The sequence below is a fragment of the Pseudomonas fluorescens genome, assembly GCF_900215245.1.
Taxonomy (GTDB): domain Bacteria; phylum Pseudomonadota; class Gammaproteobacteria; order Pseudomonadales; family Pseudomonadaceae; genus Aquipseudomonas; species Aquipseudomonas fluorescens.
The window spans coordinates 2,512,195-2,530,888 of record NZ_LT907842.1 but is presented as its reverse complement, the minus strand read 5'-3'; the positions used below and the strand labels follow the sequence as shown (position 1 = coordinate 2,530,888).

17 protein-coding genes and 2 pseudogenes are annotated in these 18,694 nt (G+C 59.3%); 8 read left to right on the top strand and 11 right to left on the bottom strand.

Annotated features, from left to right (window positions below; genetic code table 11):
* Positions 1-709: 709 nt before the first annotated feature.
* Positions 710-1,768 (top strand): AbiJ-NTD4 domain-containing protein, encoded by a 1,059-nt coding sequence (locus tag CPH89_RS30370; RefSeq protein ID WP_162232013.1) that lies wholly within the window; start codon positions 710-712, stop codon positions 1,766-1,768.
* A gap of 873 nt (positions 1,769-2,641) precedes the next feature.
* Here CPH89_RS30370 and CPH89_RS11680 read toward each other — a convergent pair.
* The 8 genes and pseudogenes from CPH89_RS11680 to CPH89_RS11645 all read right to left on the bottom strand — a co-directional run.
* The gene (locus tag CPH89_RS11680) at positions 2,642-3,613 is read right to left on the bottom strand and encodes a hypothetical protein (RefSeq protein WP_053253823.1); all 972 of its coding nucleotides are present in this window, start codon (positions 3,611-3,613) and stop codon (positions 2,642-2,644) included.
* Positions 3,586-4,170, bottom strand: a pseudogene (locus CPH89_RS11675) (hypothetical protein); the annotation flags it as partial. The gene CPH89_RS11680 and the pseudogene CPH89_RS11675, both read right to left, overlap by 28 nt.
* 172 nt (positions 4,171-4,342) lie before the next feature.
* Entirely contained in the window at positions 4,343-5,044 is a 702-nt protein-coding gene (locus CPH89_RS11670) for an SDR family NAD(P)-dependent oxidoreductase (protein ID WP_053253822.1), read from the bottom strand.
* Positions 5,041-5,262, bottom strand: coding sequence for a tautomerase family protein (locus CPH89_RS11665; RefSeq protein ID WP_053253821.1), 222 nt, complete (start codon positions 5,260-5,262; stop codon positions 5,041-5,043). The genes CPH89_RS11670 and CPH89_RS11665 overlap by 4 nt, the downstream gene beginning before the upstream one ends.
* A gap of 339 nt (positions 5,263-5,601) precedes the next feature.
* Positions 5,602-6,888, bottom strand: a complete 1,287-nt coding sequence (locus CPH89_RS11660) for an OprD family porin (protein ID WP_053253820.1) — start codon at positions 6,886-6,888, stop codon at positions 5,602-5,604.
* Positions 6,889-7,332: 444 nt separating this feature from the next.
* On the bottom strand, positions 7,333-7,545 hold the full coding sequence (locus CPH89_RS11655) for a hypothetical protein (protein ID WP_053253819.1): 213 nt from the start codon (positions 7,543-7,545) through the stop codon (positions 7,333-7,335).
* A 234-nt stretch (positions 7,546-7,779) separates the two neighbouring features.
* Positions 7,780-8,886: an agmatine deiminase gene (aguA, locus tag CPH89_RS11650; protein WP_053253818.1), complete on the bottom strand. Its 1,107-nt coding sequence runs from the start codon at positions 8,884-8,886 to the stop codon at positions 7,780-7,782.
* Between the two features lie 121 nt (positions 8,887-9,007).
* Positions 9,008-9,235 (bottom strand): annotated as a pseudogene (locus CPH89_RS11645) (hypothetical protein); the annotation flags it as partial.
* Between the two features lie 232 nt (positions 9,236-9,467).
* On the opposite strand from CPH89_RS11645, the gene rfbB reads away from it, so the two are divergent.
* The 5 genes from rfbB (at position 9,468) to CPH89_RS11620 (ending at position 14,877) form a co-directional block, all read left to right on the top strand.
* The gene (gene rfbB / locus CPH89_RS11640) at positions 9,468-10,550 is read left to right on the top strand and encodes a dTDP-glucose 4,6-dehydratase (protein WP_053253817.1); all 1,083 of its coding nucleotides are present in this window, start codon (positions 9,468-9,470) and stop codon (positions 10,548-10,550) included.
* 43 nt (positions 10,551-10,593) lie between these two features.
* Positions 10,594-11,139 carry a dTDP-4-dehydrorhamnose 3,5-epimerase gene (rfbC, locus tag CPH89_RS11635; RefSeq protein WP_053253816.1) on the top strand — a complete coding sequence of 182 codons (546 nt, stop codon included), beginning with the start codon at positions 10,594-10,596 and terminating at the stop codon, positions 11,137-11,139.
* A gap of 65 nt (positions 11,140-11,204) precedes the next feature.
* Positions 11,205-13,013 (top strand): sensor histidine kinase, encoded by a 1,809-nt coding sequence (locus CPH89_RS11630; RefSeq protein ID WP_053253815.1) that lies wholly within the window; start codon positions 11,205-11,207, stop codon positions 13,011-13,013.
* A complete protein-coding gene (locus CPH89_RS11625) occupies positions 13,010-14,395 on the top strand; it encodes a sigma-54-dependent transcriptional regulator (protein ID WP_053253814.1) in 1,386 nt (461 codons plus the stop codon). Before CPH89_RS11630 ends, CPH89_RS11625 begins: the two co-directional genes overlap by 4 nt.
* A 26-nt stretch (positions 14,396-14,421) precedes the next feature.
* On the top strand, positions 14,422-14,877 hold the full coding sequence (locus CPH89_RS11620; RefSeq protein WP_053253813.1) for a thioesterase domain-containing protein: 456 nt from the start codon (positions 14,422-14,424) through the stop codon (positions 14,875-14,877).
* 69 nt (positions 14,878-14,946) lie between these two features.
* On the opposite strand, the gene cysQ is transcribed toward CPH89_RS11620, so the two are convergent.
* Together cysQ and nudE are read right to left on the bottom strand one after the other, a co-directional pair.
* Positions 14,947-15,783 carry a 3'(2'),5'-bisphosphate nucleotidase CysQ gene (cysQ, locus tag CPH89_RS11615; protein WP_053253812.1) on the bottom strand — a complete coding sequence of 279 codons (837 nt, stop codon included), beginning with the start codon at positions 15,781-15,783 and terminating at the stop codon, positions 14,947-14,949.
* Positions 15,780-16,346, bottom strand: coding sequence for an ADP compounds hydrolase NudE (gene nudE, locus CPH89_RS11610; protein WP_053253811.1), 567 nt, complete (start codon positions 16,344-16,346; stop codon positions 15,780-15,782). Before nudE ends, cysQ begins: the two co-directional genes overlap by 4 nt.
* Before the next feature lie 87 nt (positions 16,347-16,433).
* Between nudE and yrfG the strand changes: the two genes are divergently transcribed.
* Complete coding sequence (gene yrfG / locus CPH89_RS11605) at positions 16,434-17,096, top strand: GMP/IMP nucleotidase (protein ID WP_053253810.1); 663 nt, start codon at positions 16,434-16,436, stop codon at positions 17,094-17,096.
* A 109-nt stretch (positions 17,097-17,205) separates the two neighbouring features.
* On the opposite strand, the gene lysM is transcribed toward yrfG, so the two are convergent.
* Entirely contained in the window at positions 17,206-17,646 is a 441-nt protein-coding gene (lysM, locus tag CPH89_RS11600; RefSeq protein ID WP_053253809.1) for a peptidoglycan-binding protein LysM, read from the bottom strand.
* Between the two features lie 128 nt (positions 17,647-17,774).
* On the opposite strand from lysM, the gene CPH89_RS11595 reads away from it, so the two are divergent.
* The gene (locus tag CPH89_RS11595) at positions 17,775-18,662 is read left to right on the top strand and encodes a LysR family transcriptional regulator (RefSeq protein ID WP_053253808.1); all 888 of its coding nucleotides are present in this window, start codon (positions 17,775-17,777) and stop codon (positions 18,660-18,662) included.
* The last annotated feature ends 32 nt before the right edge of the window (positions 18,663-18,694 follow it).

Here is an 18,694-nt window from a genome sequence, read left to right as displayed (position 1 = left end):
TACCGTGTCCGCACGTAACAAGAAGAAACGTAAGTCATTGATTCACATGTTTAGAGCACCTAGCTTGTAATCAGTAGGTCCCGGGTTCGACTCCTGGTGCCGGCACCATACAAAACGAAGCCCTCACAGCAATGTGAGGGCTTTGTTGTTTCTGGGGTTTGAGTGTTCTAGATCGCCCCCTTCTTCCCTTCCGTGCAAAACCCTTCCGCTTTCCGCCCTCACAATTGCCCCGCCCTGCTCGCCCCTAACGTCCATGGCCTTCGCTGATATTTTGGAAAGCCGTTATGACTTCGCAGCTTTTATCTTTTAGCGCCTGATACGAACTCGTCAGTCAGCTGGATCGACTCATCAGGGCGACAGGCCAAGATCGTACGTACCATCTGCAGCGAGCAGAGGAGTAGCACGTCAGCGGTGATTGGGTTCACATTCAAGTCGTGCGAGAAGGGATCAGAGAAGAGGGGGCGATTAGAGGGAATGGCGTCGACGGAAAGGCTGAAATAGTGGTCTGACCCTGAGGGATCCCCGGTTTGAACAGAACGCACTATCTTGTTGTAGATCGGCAACCCTCCAGCCAGGTCAACCGTGACGGGCAGCAAACGGCCGAGGGCGGATTGATACCTCGCCCCTTCGGAAGATTGCTTCAGATAGACCAGAGGCGCCCCGCCGGCCTCGAAGTCACCACTAAGTGCCGAAGCAAGAGAATTTAGCCATGCTTACTGATGTCTTCTTTCGCAGGTATGCGAATCGCCCAATGTTCGAAAGCGTCGGACAAAACGAATCTGCACTTTTTGTGCAGTCATACAGAATCGTCAACGAGCAGATTTGGAAGTACTACGGGCACAGCCAGAAGGTCGACGAAGGCGTTAAGAAGACTTGGACTGATATTCACGACCGTCTGGCGATGGAGATCGGGCTCAAGGAACTGTCGCCCAGGTACTACTCCTATCAAACCGAGTATATGGGCAAGCCTCATACGAACTCGGGTTTATACAATATCAACCTAGTGGTCGAGCAGTGGCTCAACCTCAAGTTTACTGCCGGCCTGGACCCCGACATGTTCGTCAAGCGCCGACTAAGCTTCGTCGAATTGGCCTTCCGCGCCCGAGAGGAGCAGGTAGCTCAAGCAAATTCCGAGTTTCCGCGCCAGCTGGCCGAGGCCGAAATTCAAGATAAGAAACCCAGAGTGTCCATGACAGTCCCTGGCTCGCGATGCAACGGCGTTCGAGCTACTAATGAGCGTTTGAACAGCACGTTTGCAGCCAATGTGAATGAGCTGAACGAGCGCCTAAAGCAAGCTGGTATGCCTCTGCACTATCACAATGGGTACTTGCAGATCACACAGGATGCGCAGCTTCAGGAACATGTCGAGCAGCCATTCTGGCTCTTGGTCAACGACGCTCAATGGAAGAACGTCAGCATAGACATGGCCGAGGCGATTGATCGCAGAGACACCGGTGGCCGAGACCCATCGTTCTATGCAGCTAAGGCACTGGAAAGCACGATCAAAATCATTTGCGAACTCAAAAAATGGACTACCAATGATGAGAAAGGCGTGTCTGATTTCCTGAATCATCTTGAGAGAAAGGCGAATGGCGCATTCATAGATGGCTGGGAACGGCAATCAATGCAGCGGTTTTACAGCGACGTGCGAAACGACTTGGGACATGGACCAGGCTCAAAAGACATGCCGAATTTCACAACGCAGCAGATAGATCAAACCATCGAGTTCTGCATGTCCTGGGTCAAGAGCTTGATCAAGCGGCTATAGAAGCAGGGGCCGATGGCCCCTGCTGTGCTGCGCTATAACTGCTGAAGGATTCTGATCAAGCGGATCGACCAGTACGCGGTCTGCAATGCTCGAATCAGCTCTTCAGGAAGGTATCGGCTAATGAATGACTTCATTGGCAAAAGCTCCAAGGGAAAACAAAAAGCTGTGCTTCTATAAAAGATTTCACAGCACTTCCCACTCGTTTAGTGACTCGCCCTGTAAACGTTGTAAACAATATATTTACAACGTTTACTTTTAATCACACCAATTACGCTAATGCAACTCACGTAACTTTAGCCATTTATGGTCAACCGTTTCCGGTTGACGGGTTCGTCACATGGCCATACCCTTTGAAATTGCCGTAACAAAGATGTACAGCTTCGAGCAGTTGAAAAGATGCTACCACAGCCATTCTGCGAGCAACCAGCCAGCCTGGCGCATCCGAGAAGCACAATAAAGCCCGCGTCTAAGCGGGCTTTGTCGTCTCCGGCGCCCCGGGCGTGTTGCTGAAGCGCCCGGGCGCACCAGCAAGCTAGTGTTTTCGCGGGGTTGCCCGTGTAAACATTTTTTCGCGCCTTTTTTGGATTAACTAAAATAGGATCATTGATCCTAATTGCGATCCGACGAACGGTAGGCCAAACTAGCCGCTTACGGCTAGAGTGCAAGCCAACGCAAGTAAGTGCTTGTAGTCGCAACATCGGAAAGTTGTTTTTACGAACATAAAAGCGCTATTAAAACGAATACAAAAACAGCTGCTAAAAAACGCATCGCTTTTTGACGACGAAGTCGAACGCGTTTTTCAACGTATAAAACGAAGGGTGAATTGCCGAAGGTTCCCCCCCTATTTTCTTAGCGCGAATTCTGATAGCGAAGTCAAAGCGTAATCGGATCCATCGATGCTGATAGCGCCGTAGCCTTCGCCGCACAGCTGGTGAATGCCGAAGCATTACCTGGTGGCGGCGTGGGGCCATGTGTATGGCTGGCCAGTTGCGCGTTCATCTGTTGCACCAGGTCGAGCAAATCGCATAGCACCTGCAGCACGTTCACCCCTTCGGATCCCAACCAGGTCTTGGGCGCGACCAGTCGCTGGCTGACCGCCGCCACGCTCTGGCGCAACCCCTGAATCCTTTCCTCCATATCTCCACCCACCGTGGCGTTATGCTTCTGCCCCACCACCAGGTTCAAGTCCCGCCCTGTTGCCTGGTGCAGGTCGTCCACCGCCGCCAGGCTCGCGAATCCGCCCGACAGCAGCTTGAGCGCGCCCAGCGCCTCGATCGTCTTGATCCCTCCTACAGACTCAGTTGAGTGGTCGTCCACCGTCCTGGTGTGGTTCTGGAACGTCTCCGTGTTAACCATCGCCTCCACTTCCCGCTCGATCGCCTTGTCCCGGATCTTGCCGTCCGTTTGGCGCAGCCAGTTGCCGTCGGCATCGACACGCTGCTGACAGGCTTCGCTGTGCTGCCACACCTGGTCGCCCTTAGGCACGCTGGGCATGCTCAGGCCATGGGGCAGGATGGTTTGGATATACAGCTTATGCGGCAATCCATAGGCAAAGCACACCACAACCTGGGTGCCCTCTTCCGGGAAGGCATAGATGCCCATCTCTTCGCCACCGGTGGGCAGCGGCAAGGGCACGCCAGCCAGGATCGGCAGCTTGGTGTCTGGCTCGCCATCAGGCCCCATGACCTCGATGTCGACCGCATAGCGCGGCCGGAAGTCGTCACAGATCCCAGCGCCGGCAGGGGCGTCGGCCACGGCGACAACCCGGGCAAAGCGTCGCAGGTGATAGCCGCCGGTGAGTTCAGGAAATTGTCGTTCTACGCTGCGGCGGATTGCGTCGTCCATCGGATGGCCATCTGGTTGTCGATGAGCGCCACACTGGTGATGCGCTCGCCGTTGTTGATCGTTGCACCTGGTCGCAACCCGGGAAGGGCTGCGATCATCGCGCTTTGATTGCTCTGGTAGTCATCGAACAGCTCCACCGGCAGCTGCAGCGGCGAGCGAACGCCAAAGAAGCTGTCGGCCCAACTGCCCACGAACACCTCCCCATCACCCTGCTGTTGCCAGATGAAGTCGGGGATATTGAAAACCCGGGCCAGGCTGTCCATGGCTTGGTAACCAGCGGCCAGGCTGTAGAAGAAGGGCGCCTTGACGCCGGCATACGGCCGATCCGGAACGCGAAAGCGCAACCCGGTGTGCTGGCTGATGTCGACCAGGACGGCGCGCAGGTCGACATGGCGCAGGTTCAGCGGCAGCGGGTTGGCCAGGATCGCGGCCAGCTCGCGGCAGAACAGCACCTGCTGGGTGCTGCTGGCCGTGGTGGAGCGTTCGACGTAGCCGATAAAGTGTCGCTGCAGCGTGTTGCCGTTGTAGCCGATATCGAGCGTAACCAGCCCTTTAAAGGCGGTCATTGATGATGGGGTTAAGGTGTTGAGGTCGCCCTGCAATGCCGAGCAATAAGATGTGAATGTCTGGCAGGGCCGGCGTTATCGCGGGCAAGCCCGGTTCCACCGCTGATCTGAATCGGTAGTTGATCGAGCGCCCCAGCCTGGGCAGGCCGGGGCGTTTTTTTTGTCAGTGCCCGGCGCTTTGCCCGCCGTCCACGTGGAGGATCTCACCGGTGACGAACCCGGCGTTTTCCAGGTAGATGATCGCTTGGGCAATATCACTCGCTTCGCCCATGCGCCCGACTGGATGCAGGCGGCCCAACGCCGCGTGGGTGTCTTCGCCGTGCATCGGTGTTTTGATAATCCCGGGGCTGACTGCGTTCACGCGGATGCCGCGTTTGGCGTATTCAATTGCCAGGGATTTGGTCGCGGCGCTCAGGCCGCCTTTGGTCAGTGAAGCCAGCACTGAGGGCACGCCGTCGATGGCGTGGTCGACCAGGCTGGTGGTGATGTTGACGATGTGCCCGGCGCGCTGTTTGAGCATCTCGGTGATCGCCAGTTGGGTGATGTAGAAGACGCCGTTGAGGTTCACGGCCAGCACGTTGGCGTAATCGTCCTGGGTGTAGGCGGTGAAGGGTTTGGCGATGAAGATGCCGGCGTTGTTGATCAGGCTGTCGACGCGCCCGAAGGTGGCCAGGGCTTCGCGGATGACGCGCTGGGCAGTGGCCGGGTCGGCGATGTCGCCGGGCACCGTGAGGATGTTCGGGTCGGTGGATGGCTGGATCGAACGCGAGGTGGCCACCACGCGATAATCGAGGGCGCGGTAGGCTTGAACCACAGCGGCGCCGATGCCTTGGGAGGCACCGGTAATGATCACGACTTTGCTCATTTTGTTTCTCCGGTAAGGGCTTGGGATTTGCGGTATTCGGTGGTGGTGATGCCGGCGTAGCCCCAGTTATCGGTGTCGATTTCTTCGATGACGATGTGGGTCAGGTCCGGGCGCTTGTTGAGCACGCGTTCGAGGGTTTCGGTGAACTCGGCGATGACCTGGGCTTTTTGCTCAGGGGTCACGCCGTCACGGGTGATGCGCAGGCTGACGAAGGGCATGGTGATGGCTCCAATGGGCGGGCATCGGGGTGATGGGCCGGCAGTGGGGTCAATTTAGGCGTGCGCTGAGTCGAGATAAATGGGGGTTTGAGTACTACATTAGTGATGTGGTGTAACAAGTTCCCGCGGTACTTCTACACGATTGGACGCCTCCCGCTGGCGTCCGCAAAACTGATAAAAAAACCACCCTTGATCTTTGACGGCGGGACGCGGAGCGTCCCTAGAGGCGTTCCCACGCAGAGCGTGGGAACGATCACCGTCGCTGATCCAAAGGCATAAAAAAACCCCGAACCAGTCGGGGTTTTTTATCGCCTGGCATCAGGCGCGACCTGCGATCAATTAGAAAACGTTGATCGGGTAGTCGGCGAACAGACGGATTTCGTTACCGCCTACGTTGTAGTTGCTGGCGTTGCTGGAGACGCGCAACCAGGACGCACGAGCGCGCAGGCTCAGGTCTTTGGCTGGGCCGCTCTGAACGACGTATTTGAACTGGTTGAAGATCTCACGCTCGGTGCCACTGCCGCGGTTGGAACCGTCGTCAATGTTGGTGCCGCGCACGTAGGCGATGTTGTAGGTCAGGCCAGGTACGCCGAAGGCACTGAAGTCCAGGCCGTAGCCTGCTTGCCAGGAGCGCTCGTCCTTACCGTTGAAGTCGGACCAGTAGGAGTTGGCCAGCAGGATGGTGTTGCCGCCATCGCCAATGCCGCCAGCGTTGCGGTAGCCGCCGTACAGGTAGCCGGTGTCGCCGGTGCTGCGCTGGTGAGCGACGGTGAAGCTGTGCGGGCCAACAGCCCAGGTAGCGCCCAGGCTCCAGATTTTGTTGTCGCGAGCGTCCGCGTCACCTTGGTTTTCCAGGGCGAAGCTGCGGTCCAGCTTGGTTTTGTAGCCGTTGAAGTCAAAGGTCAACGATTGCTTCTCTGGCAGGGCCAGCACGTAGTTGACGTTGACGTATTGTTTCTTCAGCACGTCTTGCATGTCGGACGCATACAGGGCGGCGGACAGGCTTTCGGTGAATTTGTAGCTACCACCGATGTAGTCGATGCTTTTCAGGCGGCCGCTGTCGCCACCTTCGGCGCTCTTGCGAGCTTCCTTGGTGAAGTGACCCGCGTCCAGTTGCAGACCGGCGATCTCTTTGGACACGATCGAGGTGCCCTCGAAGGTTTCCGACAGCAAACGCGAGTTGTCGTATTCCAGGACCGGAACGGCTGGCATCTGCTGACCGTATTTGATCACGGTGTTGGAGATGCGCGCCTTGACGGCTGCGCCGCCCTTGGCCAGGTCTTTGGCAGCTTCGCCGCTGTCACCTTGCTTGAAGAAGTCGATACCGCCGGCGCCGCTGCGGCCTTTGCCACCGTCCAGGCGCAGCGCGTATTGGCCGATCACGTCCACACCCACACCGACAGTGCCTTGGGTGAAGCCGGACTCGAACTTGCCGATGAAGCCCTGGCCCCATTCAGCTTTGTCTTGCTTGCCGTTTTTGTAGTCACGGCTGATGTAAGCGTTGCGTACTGCGATGTTCAGGTGGCTGTCTTCAACAAAACCCTTGGATTGCTCCTGGTCGTTAGCCATTGCCTGAGTAGCGCTCAAAATCCCCAGAGCGATCAGACCCATCCGTTGCTTCAACATTTTTTATATTCCTTATTACTGTTTGAGTACGCGCTGTGACACCAGGCTCCGTGTTGCTTTTCTGGTGTCAACTTTCTCCGAAAAAAAGAAGGCCCGCGGACGACTGAACTGCCGCGGGCCTTTTTTTATTGGATGAGTTATGGCGGTTAGCCACAGGCGTTGGGCGCAATCGTATGCGCGCGCTGAACTATGTGTCAATTTCGTGAATCGTCTGTATTTAGGCGAAAAAAGTCTAAGCGGCGCACTCCAGGGCCTTCACACACGCCCGAAAAACCCTCCAGCCACCTCGGTGCGCTACGTGCCCCAGGCTATCGATTCGGTCAGAACCAACAGCCTGCGTATCCGCGGTTTCGAGGCGAGCAATGACTTTTATCTGGACGCTCTACGTGACAGTAACACCGGGAGTTTTAAGACGTTCACCCTGCCAATGCGGGAGCGGGCACTTCAGTTTTGCATCAGCTCGCACAATGCGCGCATTTCATCTTCGCTGAGCAACCCCACCGGGTAACGTTCACTCATCACGCTGTGCAAGTCAGGTTGCCTGACCTGTCGTGAGCCGTTTGCCTTCAACCAGAGCGCCAACGCATGGATCGCCTCACCGTCGACCCGCGTGGGGTGAAACGGGCGCGTGTGGATCAGGTTTATATTGGCATTCATTTCAGCGCTCTCTCCTACTGCGTGAGCGGCTAACTTACTCAAGGTTTATGACAGAACTGCGCAGTCATCCCCTTGGTTCACCGTGACAACACCGATACAAGAGCTATGCCAATGTCCCGTGTTTATAGGCACTCGGAAACAAAAAAGCCCGCGACCTAACGGGGCCGCGGGCTTGCTGTGAGCGCTATAAACAGGTAGCGCCGTGTTATCGCTCAGACACTGTTACAACTGCACTCAATTTTTGTGCGGGGCTGGCTGTTGTTGGGTCAGGCAATGAATATTTCCGCCACCCAGTAACAGTTCGCGGCCCGGCACCATCACCACTTCGTGCTGCGGGAAGAGGTTTTGCAGAATGCCCTTGGCCTGGCTGTCCAGCGGGTCATCGAAGCTTGGCGCGATGATGCCGCCGTTAACGATCAGGAAGTTCACGTAGGAACCCGCCAACCGCACGGTCGGATTGCGTTCCTGGCTGCCGTCCACCGGGTCCACACCCGCGCATTCTTCCTCGGTGGCGTACAGCGGCCCCGGGATCGGCATTTTATGCACGGTGAACGAGCGACCCTGGGCGTCGGTGCTGCTTTGCAGCACCTCCATGGCCGCGTGGCAGCGCGCGTAGTTCGGGTCTTGCGGGTCATCGGTCCAGGCCAGCAACACTTCGCCCGGGCGCACGTAGCAGCAGAAGTTATCCACATGGCCGTCGGTTTCGTCGTTGAACAGGCCGTCCGGCAACCAGATGATCTTATCCACAGCCAGGTTGTCGCTGAGCACCGCTTCGATCGCCGCACGATCCAGGTGTGGGTTGCGATTGCGGTTCAACAGGCATTCTTCGGTGGTGATCAGGGTGCCTTCACCGTCGACATGGATCGACCCGCCTTCCAGCACGAAACTTTCGGTGCGATAACGCGGCGCGCGCTCGATCTCGAGGATCTTGCCGCCCACCTGCGCGTCGCGATTCCACGGTGCATACAGGCCGCCGTCAAAACCGCCCCAGGCATTGAAATCCCAGTTCACACCGCGCACTTCGCCACTGTTGTTGATGACGAACGTAGGGCCGGTGTCGCGCACCCACGCATCGTCGCTGGACATTTCCACCACGCGGATATTGGGCACATCCAAACGTGCGCGCGCGTTTTCATACTGCTCGGCCGAAACGGCGACCGTCACCGGCTCAAAGCGCGCGATAGCCTTGGCCACCGCCACGTGAGCGGCCTGCGCCGGTTTGCCACCCAGGCGCCAGTTGTCCGGACGCTGCGGCCAGATCATCCAGGTTTGGGTTTGCGGCGCCCATTCGGCGGGCATGTAGAAGCCATCGGCGCGAGGCGTGCTGTGCAGGGTGGTCATGGCGATCAGGACTCCGAATGGGGTGAAGGCCGACTTTATAACGGATAAAAATCGGCTTTAAAAGGAACAAAAGATCATAGTCGACAAACATTACAATAATTAGCCGATAACAATCGATTAATTACAGCTGCTCATCCAGCGCCTTCGACAGCATGTCGACAAAGAAGTCCACACTGCGTTTAGAGGTCACCCTCGGTGGCGTGAGCTTCAGGATGTTGAGGTAATCGCCCGTCGGCTGCATGAACATACCCAACCCTCGCAGACGATCACACAACAACGCGGTTTCTGCTGTAGCAGGTTCCAGGGTGTGCCGGTCACGCACTCACGCCAGGCCCAGGTAAGAGCCGTGGTGCTCAAGCCGTTGGGCAGCCTGCTCAGGAGCGACTGGCGGGCAGGGCAGATTGGCGTGATGGACCAACGTGGCGAGCAACATGTGACGACCGCGGTTTTTTTGAGCGTCTATATCGCCACTGACCCGGTCCGTATGGCAACCCCCAGCACACACCACGCTTGCACCGCCCGGCCTCACAACTCAAGCTATGCTCTCGCTAAATGACCGTCTAAGGAAAAGGCTCTCTGACATGCGCATTCTCATCACCGGCGGTGCCGGGTTTATCGGTTCTGCACTGATTCGCCACCTGATTCAACACACTGAGCACGAAGTGCTCAATCTGGACAAACTCACCTATGCCGGCAACCTGGAGTCGCTGACCAGCATCGCGTCCAACAGCCGCTATGAGTTCGTGCAAGCCGATATCATCGACCAGGCCACCGTCAGCGCCGTGCTGGCACGCTTTGAGCCACAGGCGATCATGCACCTGGCAGCCGAGTCGCACGTCGACCGTTCCATTGACGGCCCGTCGGACTTTATCCAGACCAACATCGTCGGCACCTACAGCCTGCTGGAAGCCACTCGCGCCTATTGGCAAACGCTGGCCGAACCGGCCAAGAGCGCGTTCCGCTTCCACCACATTTCCACCGACGAAGTGTATGGCGACCTCCACGGCGTGGACGACCTGTTCACCGAAACCACCCCTTACGCGCCAAGCTCGCCGTATTCGGCCAGCAAAGCCGCCTCCGACCACCTGGTCCGCGCCTGGCAGCGTACCTATGGCCTGCCGGTGCTGCTGACCAACTGCTCGAACAACTACGGGCCGTTCCACTTCCCCGAGAAGTTGATCCCGCTGGTCATCCTCAATGCCCTCGCCGGCAAGCCGCTGCCGGTCTATGGCGACGGTTTGCAGGTGCGCGACTGGCTGTTCGTCGAAGATCACGCGCGGGCACTGCTCAAAGTCGTCACCGAGGGTGAAGTCGGCGAGACCTACAACATCGGCGGCCACAACGAGCAAAAGAACATCGACGTGGTACGCGGCATCTGTGGCCTGCTGGAAGAACTGGCGCCACAACGCCCTGCCGGCGTAGAAAAATTCGCCGACCTGATCACCTTCGTCAAGGACCGCCCGGGCCACGACCAGCGCTACGCGATCGATGCGAGCAAGATCGAAGCCGACCTGGGCTGGGTCCCTGAAGAAACGTTTGAAACCGGCCTGCGCAAGACCGTGCAGTGGTACCTCGATAACCTCGACTGGTGCCGCAGGGTCCAGGACGGCAGCTATCAAGGTGAGCGACTCGGCAATACCGACCCAAAAGATCTGATCGCGTAAGGATCTGATCACACGACCTGTTCACCTCGGCGAGGCAAACCCAATGAATGTAATCGCGACTGAGCTGCCCGATGTGTTGATCCTCGAACCGAAGGTGTTTGGCGATGAGCGCGGCTTTTTTTATGAAAGCTTCAACGCCAAGGCTTTTGCTCAAGCCACCGGCCTGCAGTTGGACTTCGTGCAGGACAACCACTCCCGTTCGCAAAAGGGCGTGCTGCGCGGCTTGCACTATCAGATCGAAAATACTCAGGGGAAACTGGTCCGTGTGACTGCCGGTGAGGTCCTGGACGTGGCGGTGGATATCCGCCGCAGTTCGCCTGATTTCGGCAAATGGACCAGCGTGCGCTTGTCCGCCGAAAACAACCGCCAGCTGTGGATTCCACCCGGGTTTGCGCATGGTTTTGTAGTGCTCAGCGACTACGCCGAGTTCCTCTACAAAACCACGGATTACTACACGCCTTCTGCAGAGCGTTGTATCCGTTGGGACGACCCGCAGCTCAACATTGACTGGCTGCTGGACGGGGCTCCGACCTTGTCGGCCAAGGATCAAAACGGCAAGTTCCTGGCAGAGGCCGACGTGTTTCCTTGACCGGCGAGTGTCTTGCACGACAGCCCTAGGCATAATGCGCCTGTACCCACAGGCGCATGACTCCCATGACACCACCCCTTCCGCGAAGACCCCGCTGGCGCAGCCTCGCGTTGTTGGCGTTGTGCCTGGCGCCGCTGCTGTGGCCGCTGGAACACCTGGCCGAGCGTTATTACCGCAGTGAACTGGCCGGGCAAAACCGCCAGACCCTCGATCTGTACGTCGCCAACCTGCTCGGCACCCTGCACCGCTATGAAGTGCTGCCGCAAATCCTCGGCGACCTGCCCGCCCTGCGTACCGCGCTGGATGCGCCCCATGTCAGCACTAACTTGGCCAACGCCAACCAGTTGCTCAAGGACGTCGCCGCCCAGGCCGGTGCGGAAGTGATGTACCTGATGGACACCACCGGCAAAACCCTCGCCGCCTCCAACTGGGATAAACAGGACAGCTTTGTCGGCCGCAACTTCTCGTTTCGCCCCTATTTCAGCGAAGCCATGGCCGGGCACCTCGGGCGGTTTTTCGGCCTCGGCACCACCTCGGCCAAGCGCGGCTACTTCTTCGCTGCCGCCGTTCGCGATGGCGATACAATCATCGGCGTGCTGGTGGTCAAGGTTGACCTGGACCACACCGAAAGCCTGTGGGGCAACACCCCAGAACAACTGCTGGTGACCGACCACAACGGCGTGGTGATCCTCACCTCGCGCCCGCAATGGCGATTCCGCGCCACCCGCCCACTGACCGCCGAGGAACGCCAGGCGATCATTGCCATCCAGCCTTACCCGACGCGCGACCCGCAGCCGCTGGCGCTGAGTACCACGGCGTGGTTGCGCCAATCCACGGCCATCGCCGAAACCGGATGGACCGTGGACATTCTCGCGCCGCGCTCATTGATCAATCGCCCGGTGCGTACCGTGGTGGCGGTCGGTGGCGCCACGTTACTGGTGTTGATGCTGTTGCTGGGTTTGCTGATGCAACGCCGTCGCCATTACCTGGAGCGCATCGCGTTCGAAGCCAAGGCCCGACGCGAGCTGGAAGCCCGTGTGGTGGAGCGCACCAGCGACCTGGAAGGCCTGAACCGGCGCCTCAAACAGGAAGTGCTGGAGCGTGAACACGCCCAGCAGGAACTGGTACGCGCCCAGGATGACCTGGTGCAGGCCGGTAAACTGTCAGCGCTGGGCACCATGTCGGCGAGTATCAGCCACGAACTCAATCAGCCGCTGGCGGCGATTCGCAGCTACGCGGAAAACGCCGAGATCCTGCTCGACCATGAACGCACCAACGACGCACGGGGCAACCTCAAGCTGATCAGTGAACTGACCGGGCGCATGGCTTCGATCATCGCGCACCTGCGCGCGTTCGCCCGACGCGACCGTCACGCACCGGAAAGCGTGGCCTTGCAGCCGGCACTCGATGACGCGTTGGCGTTGTTGGCCAAACGGCGGCGGTCGATGGAGGTCGAGCTGATCCGTGACTTGCCGGAAGCCACCCTCTGGGTGCAAGCCGGGGAAACGCGCCTGCGCCAGGTCCTCGGCAATCTGCTCGCCAACGCCCTCGACGCCCTGACCGAAAAAGGCCCGCCGCGCAAACTCTGGTTGAGTGCCCAAACCACCGAACAGGGCGTCAACCTGTACATTCGCGACAATGGCCCGGGCTTTTGCATGGAAGCCCTGGGCCGCGCGAGTGAACCGTTCTACACCACCAAGACCCGCACCCAGGGCCTGGGGTTGGGCCTGGCGATCTGTGACACCTTGATGCGTGCCTTTGGCGGTGAACTGCTGTTCGCCAACCACAAGGAAGGCGGCGCACTGTTAACCTTGAAATTGCGTGCCGGCTCGCCGGGCGTCAGTCTGCAACCGTCCGAGGACCGCAGTGTATGAGTATCGATAACCAGATTCAGGTGGTGCTGATCGACGACGATCCCCACCTGCGTCAGGCCCTGTGCCAGACCCTGGACCTGGCCGGGCTGAAAGTCCTGACCCTGGGCGAAGCCACCGGCCTCACCGCGCGCCTGTCCCGCGACTGGCCGGGCGTGGTGGTCAGCGATATCCGCATGCCCGGCATGGACGGCCTGGAGCTGCTCGCCGAACTGCATGGCCAGGACCCTGAACTGCCAGTGTTGTTGATTACCGGCCACGGTGATGTACCGCTGGCGGTGCAGGCCATGCGCGCCGGGGCCTATGATTTTCTCGAAAAGCCGTTCGCCAGCGACGCCCTGCTCGACAGCGTGCGCCGCGCCCTGGCCCTGCGCCGCCTGGTGCTGGACAACCGCAGCCTGCGCCTGGCCCTCAGTGATCGCCAGCAGCTGAGTACGCGACTGGTCGGGCACTCGCCGCAAATGCTGCGCCTGCGCGAGCAGATCGGTGCCCTCGCCGCCACGCGCGCCGATGTGCTGATCCTCGGTGAGACCGGGGCCGGCAAAGAAGTTGTGGCCCGCGCGCTGCACGACCTGTCGAGCCGGCGTAGCGGGCCGTTTGTGGCGATCAACGCCGGGGCCCTGGCCGAGTCAGTGGTCGAAAGCGAACTGTTTGGCCACGAGCCCGGCGCTTTTACCGGCGCGCAGAAACGCCGTATCGGCAAGTTCGAATTCGCCAACGGCGGCACGCTGTTCCTCGATGAAATCGAAAGCATGAGCCTGGATGTGCAGGTCAAACTGCTGCGCCTGTTGCAGGAGCGCGTGGTTGAGCGCCTGGGCGGCAATCAGTTGATCCCGTTGGATATCCGCATTATCGCGGCCACCAAGGAAGACCTGCGCCAGGCCGCCGACCAGGGTCGTTTCCGGGCCGACTTGTATTACCGCCTCAACGTCGCGCCGCTGCGCATTCCGCCGCTGCGCGAACGCGGTGAAGATGCACTGATGTTGTTCCAGCACTTTGCCGACGAAGCCAGCAGCCGCCACGGCCTGCCGCTGCATGAACTGCAACCGGGCCAGCGGGCGCTGCTGTTGCGTCACAGCTGGCCGGGCAATGTGCGCGAACTGCAAAATGCGGCAGAGCGCTTTGCCTTGGGGTTGGAGTTGGCCCTGGATGCCACGGCGGATAATCCCGCCGCCGGTGTCCTCACCTCCACACCCGGGGGCTTGAGCGAACAGGTCGAACAGTTCGAAAAAAGCCTGATTGCCGCCGAACTGACCCGCCCGCACAGTTCGGTGCGCAGCCTGGCCGAAGCCCTGGGCGTGCCGCGCAAGACCCTGCACGACAAACTGCGCAAACACGGCCTGAACTTCGCCGACAGCGCCAGCCATAACGCTGACGACGAATGACCCTGCCCACTGCCCAAGAGGCCGCCATGAGCCGCGACAGCCGTTACCTGGAATCGATCCTTCATCACGACATCCCCCTCACCCGGGAGATGGGCCTCAAGGTGCTCGACTGGCAGCACGACCAACTGCAACTGCACCTGCCCTTGCAGGCCAATATCAACCACAAGAGCACGATGTTTGGCGGCAGCCTCTATTGCGGCGCCGTGCTGGCGGGTTGGGGTTGGCTGCACTTGAAACTGCGCGAAGCAGGCATTGAAGACGGGCATATCGTGATTCAGGAAGGGCAGATCAGTTATCCGCTGCCGGTCACGCGGGATGCGACCGTGGTGTGCCCGGCGCCGGAAGATAAGGTGTGGAAGCGGTTTTTGGCGACGTACAAGCGCTACGGCCGGGCGCGGTTGACGCTGGAGACGTGGATCGTCAATGAACGCAGTGAAGAAAGAGCCGTGACCTTCACCGGCCACTACGTCTTGCACCGCTGATAGCCACCACACAAAAACCAATGTGGGAGCTGGCTTGCCAGCTCCCACATTTTGATTTTTTTAGGGGCCTTAAGAACGAGCCAGGGTCAGCAATCGCTCGCGCCACGCAGCCTTCGCCGGCAGCGCCAAGAAGAATGGGTTCAACAATGAAGCCCGTGCCGGATAGCTGAACGGCTCGCCGCTCAATTCCAGCACCTCGCCCCCGGCGCCTTCCAGCACGCCCTGGGCTGCAGCGGTGTCCCATTGCGACGTCGGCGCCAGGCGCGGGTAGCAATCGGCGCTGCCTTCGGCCAACAGGCAGAACTTCAGCGAGCTGCCGATATTTGCCAGTTTCAATGCGCCAAGCCCTTCACTCAAACCGTCGAGCAGGCGTTCCTGTTCAGGGCTGGAATGGCGCCGGCTGGCAACCACGGTAAAGGACTCGCCCGCCGCCGGTGCTTCACGCACCTGAATCTGCTTGGGCGCGTCATTCACATCGGAACGCCACGCACCCAGCCCGGCGCCACCGAAGTAGCAACGGCCACTGGTCGGCATCGACACCACACCGAACACCACACGGCCTTGCTCGATCAACGCAATGTTGACGGTGAACTCTTCACTGCCGGAGATAAACTCCTTGGTGCCATCCAGCGGGTCCACCAACCACCAGCGCTGCCAGCCGGCACGCACGCTCTGGTCGATATCAGCATCTTCTTCGGACAGCACCGGGATGCTCGGATCGAGTGCGGTAAGGCCCGCCAGGATCAGATGGTGAGCGGCCAGGTCTGCCGCCGTCACCGGCGAATCATCCGACTTGGCGGTGACCGCCACATCGGCGCGCCAGAACGGCAGAATCACTTCACCCGCCTGGCGAGCCAGCTCAATCACAGGGGCAATATACGGGTGCCCTAAAAACAGTTCGCTCATGCGGTAAACGCTCCACGCTGGGTCAACAGGTCTCGTACCAGATACAGTGCCGCCAGGGCACGGCCTTCGCTGAACTGCTCGTGTTGCGCCAGCTGCGACAACTCGCGCAGGTTGACCCGGTCCACACGCATCGGCTCGGGCTCATCGCCTTCGAGGCGCTCTTCGTACAGTTCAGTGGCCAGCACCACCTGGATTTTCTGGCTCATATAGCCAGGCGACAACGACAGCTCGGTAATGTGCTCCAACTGTCGCGCGCCATAGCCGGCTTCTTCCTTGAGTTCGCGGTCGGCTGCCGCCAGCACGTCTTCGCCGGGTTCGATCAAGCCCTTGGGTAACGACAACTCATATTCGTCAGTACCGCCACAGTATTCTTCCACCAGTAACGCATGGTCCTCGTCGATCATCGCCACGATCATCACCGCGCCGTAGCCGGCACCGCGGCCTACGAGGCGCTCGTAGGTTCGTTCGACGCCATTGGAAAAGCGCAGCTGCACTTCCTCCACGCGGAACAAACGGCTACTGGCGACTATTTCGCGGGCGAGTACGGTGGGTTTCTGGCGCATAAGCGGCTCCTTGGCGTGATCGGGTTACTATACCGTGGCTTTTCCGATTGTTTGTGTCGGATATCTTTACTTACATGAGATCGCCCCATGCCCTCTTTGCCCTGGCACGCCATCGACACCGTCCTGCTGGACATGGACGGCACCTTGCTTGACCTGCATTACGACAACCACTTCTGGATGGAGCACCTGCCCCAGCGCTACGCCGAGCTGCACGGCGTGACCCGGGCCATGGCCGAGATGGAGTTGCAACCACTGTTCGAGCGTAACGCCGGACAGTTGCAATGGTATTGCCTGGATTTCTGGAGCACGGAGCTGAACATCCCGGTGCGCGAGCTCAAGCTGGAAACCGCCCACCTGATCGCCTTGCGCGCGGATGCGGATACGTTTCTGGCAGCGGTCAAACGGGCCGGCAAACGCGTCATCCTGATCACCAATGCTCATCGTGATTCGCTGTCATTGAAACTGGAACGTATTGAGTTGGCGCCGTATTTCGAGCGGCTGATCAGCTCTCACGACTACGGTTTCCCCAAGGAAAACCCGCAGTTCTGGGATGCCCTGCATGCCGATATCCATTTCGACCCGGCCCGTAGCCTGTTTATCGACGACACCTTGCCGATCCTGCGCAGTGCCCGGGATTTTGGCGTGGGGCATCTGCTTGCGGTGAAAGCGCCGGACAGTCAGAAAGGGCCGAAGGATACTGCGGAGTTTGCGGCGGTAGACGATTACCGGGACCTCATTGTCGGGCTGTAATCAAGGTGGGAGCGGGGTCGCTCGCGAAAGCAGTGTGTCAGCCACTGGATGTGTTAACTGATTCACCGCATTCGCGAGCAAGCCCGCTCCCACCTTTTTGTTTCGAGTGTTACTCAGGAATACGCAGCGTCTGCCCTGGGTAAATTTTGTTCACATCTTTGAGCAGCGGCTTGTTGGCCTCGAAGATTTTGTTGTACTGGTTGGCGTTGCCATACACCGCCAGGGAAATCGCACTCAGGGTGTCGCCCTTTTTCACCACCACAAAACGGGCGGCGGCGACGACAGGGCCGGAGACGGTAATCTGGTCATCGACAGTGGCTACACCGGCAATATTGCCCGCCGCCAGAAGGATTTTTTCTTTCTCTTCCTGGCTGGCGACTTCACCCGTGATCGTCACCTTGTCACCGTCCACGGTGGCGTGAACGTTAGGGTTACCCAGCCCTACTGCTTCGATATGCTTTTTCAACTCATCGCTGGCGTTAGCGTTACCCGGCGTCAACAGATCGATCAGCTTTTCGCCTGCTTCTTTCACGAAACTAAAAAGACTCATGGTGTGCTCTCCTTGGGTTTGATTTCCAGATGCCAAAGACTAGACCAATCCCGCAGACTTGGGTTCCAGCCGACCAAAGACCCAAACGCGCTAGAATCCCACGCCATTGGTATAAGCCCGGAGCGAAGATGGACATCAAACAGTTGAAATTCCTCATCGCCCTCGACGAAACCCGGCATTTTGGCCAGGCGGCCGCGCGTTGCCATATCACTCAGCCGACCCTGTCGATGCGCCTGCGCAACCTCGAAGATGAACTGGACTTGCAACTGGTCAACCGTGGCCAACGCTTTGAAGGCTTCACCGCGCCGGGCGAGCGCGTGCTGGCATGGGCACGCACCGTGCTGGCGGCCTATGACGGCTTGCAGGCCGAAGCGGCGGCCTGTCGCGGCAACCTCGTGGGTACGTTGCGCCTGGGCGTGGTGCCGCTGTCGAGCTTCGATCCGCTGGCATTGATGCAGCAACTGCACAAAGCCCACCCAAACCTGCGCTTTGAGCTCTCGGCGTTAAGCTCCGAACAAATCCTCGAACAACTGGCGAGCAATCGCCTGGACCTCGGCGTGTCGTATCTGGAGCGCCTCGACAACGAGCGCTTCGACTCGCTGGCGCTGGGCGAAACCCGCATGGGCCTGCTCTACGACCAGCGCTTTTTCAGCTTTGGCGAAAAACCGTTGAGCTGGGAAGCACTGATCGAATTGCCGCTGGGCATGCTCACCAGCGGCATGCACTTTCGTCAGTCCATCGACCACAACTTCCACAGCCGCGGGCTCAACCCACAGCCGTTGTTACAAACCGATGCGGTGCATCAATTGTTACAAGCCGTGCACGGCGGCCTGTGCTGCGCCGTGATGCCGCTGGACGGTGGCCTCGACGCCCTGACCGAACACCTGCGCCTGCAACCCATTGAAGATGCTCATACCCTGGCGCGACTGGGGCTGATCATGCGCCGCAGCGCGCCCCGGTCCGCCTTGGCCGAAGCCTGTTTCGCGCTGTTTCAAAAATCGCAAATCGAACCTTGATCGACGCCATCTATCGGTAGATCAGTACTGGC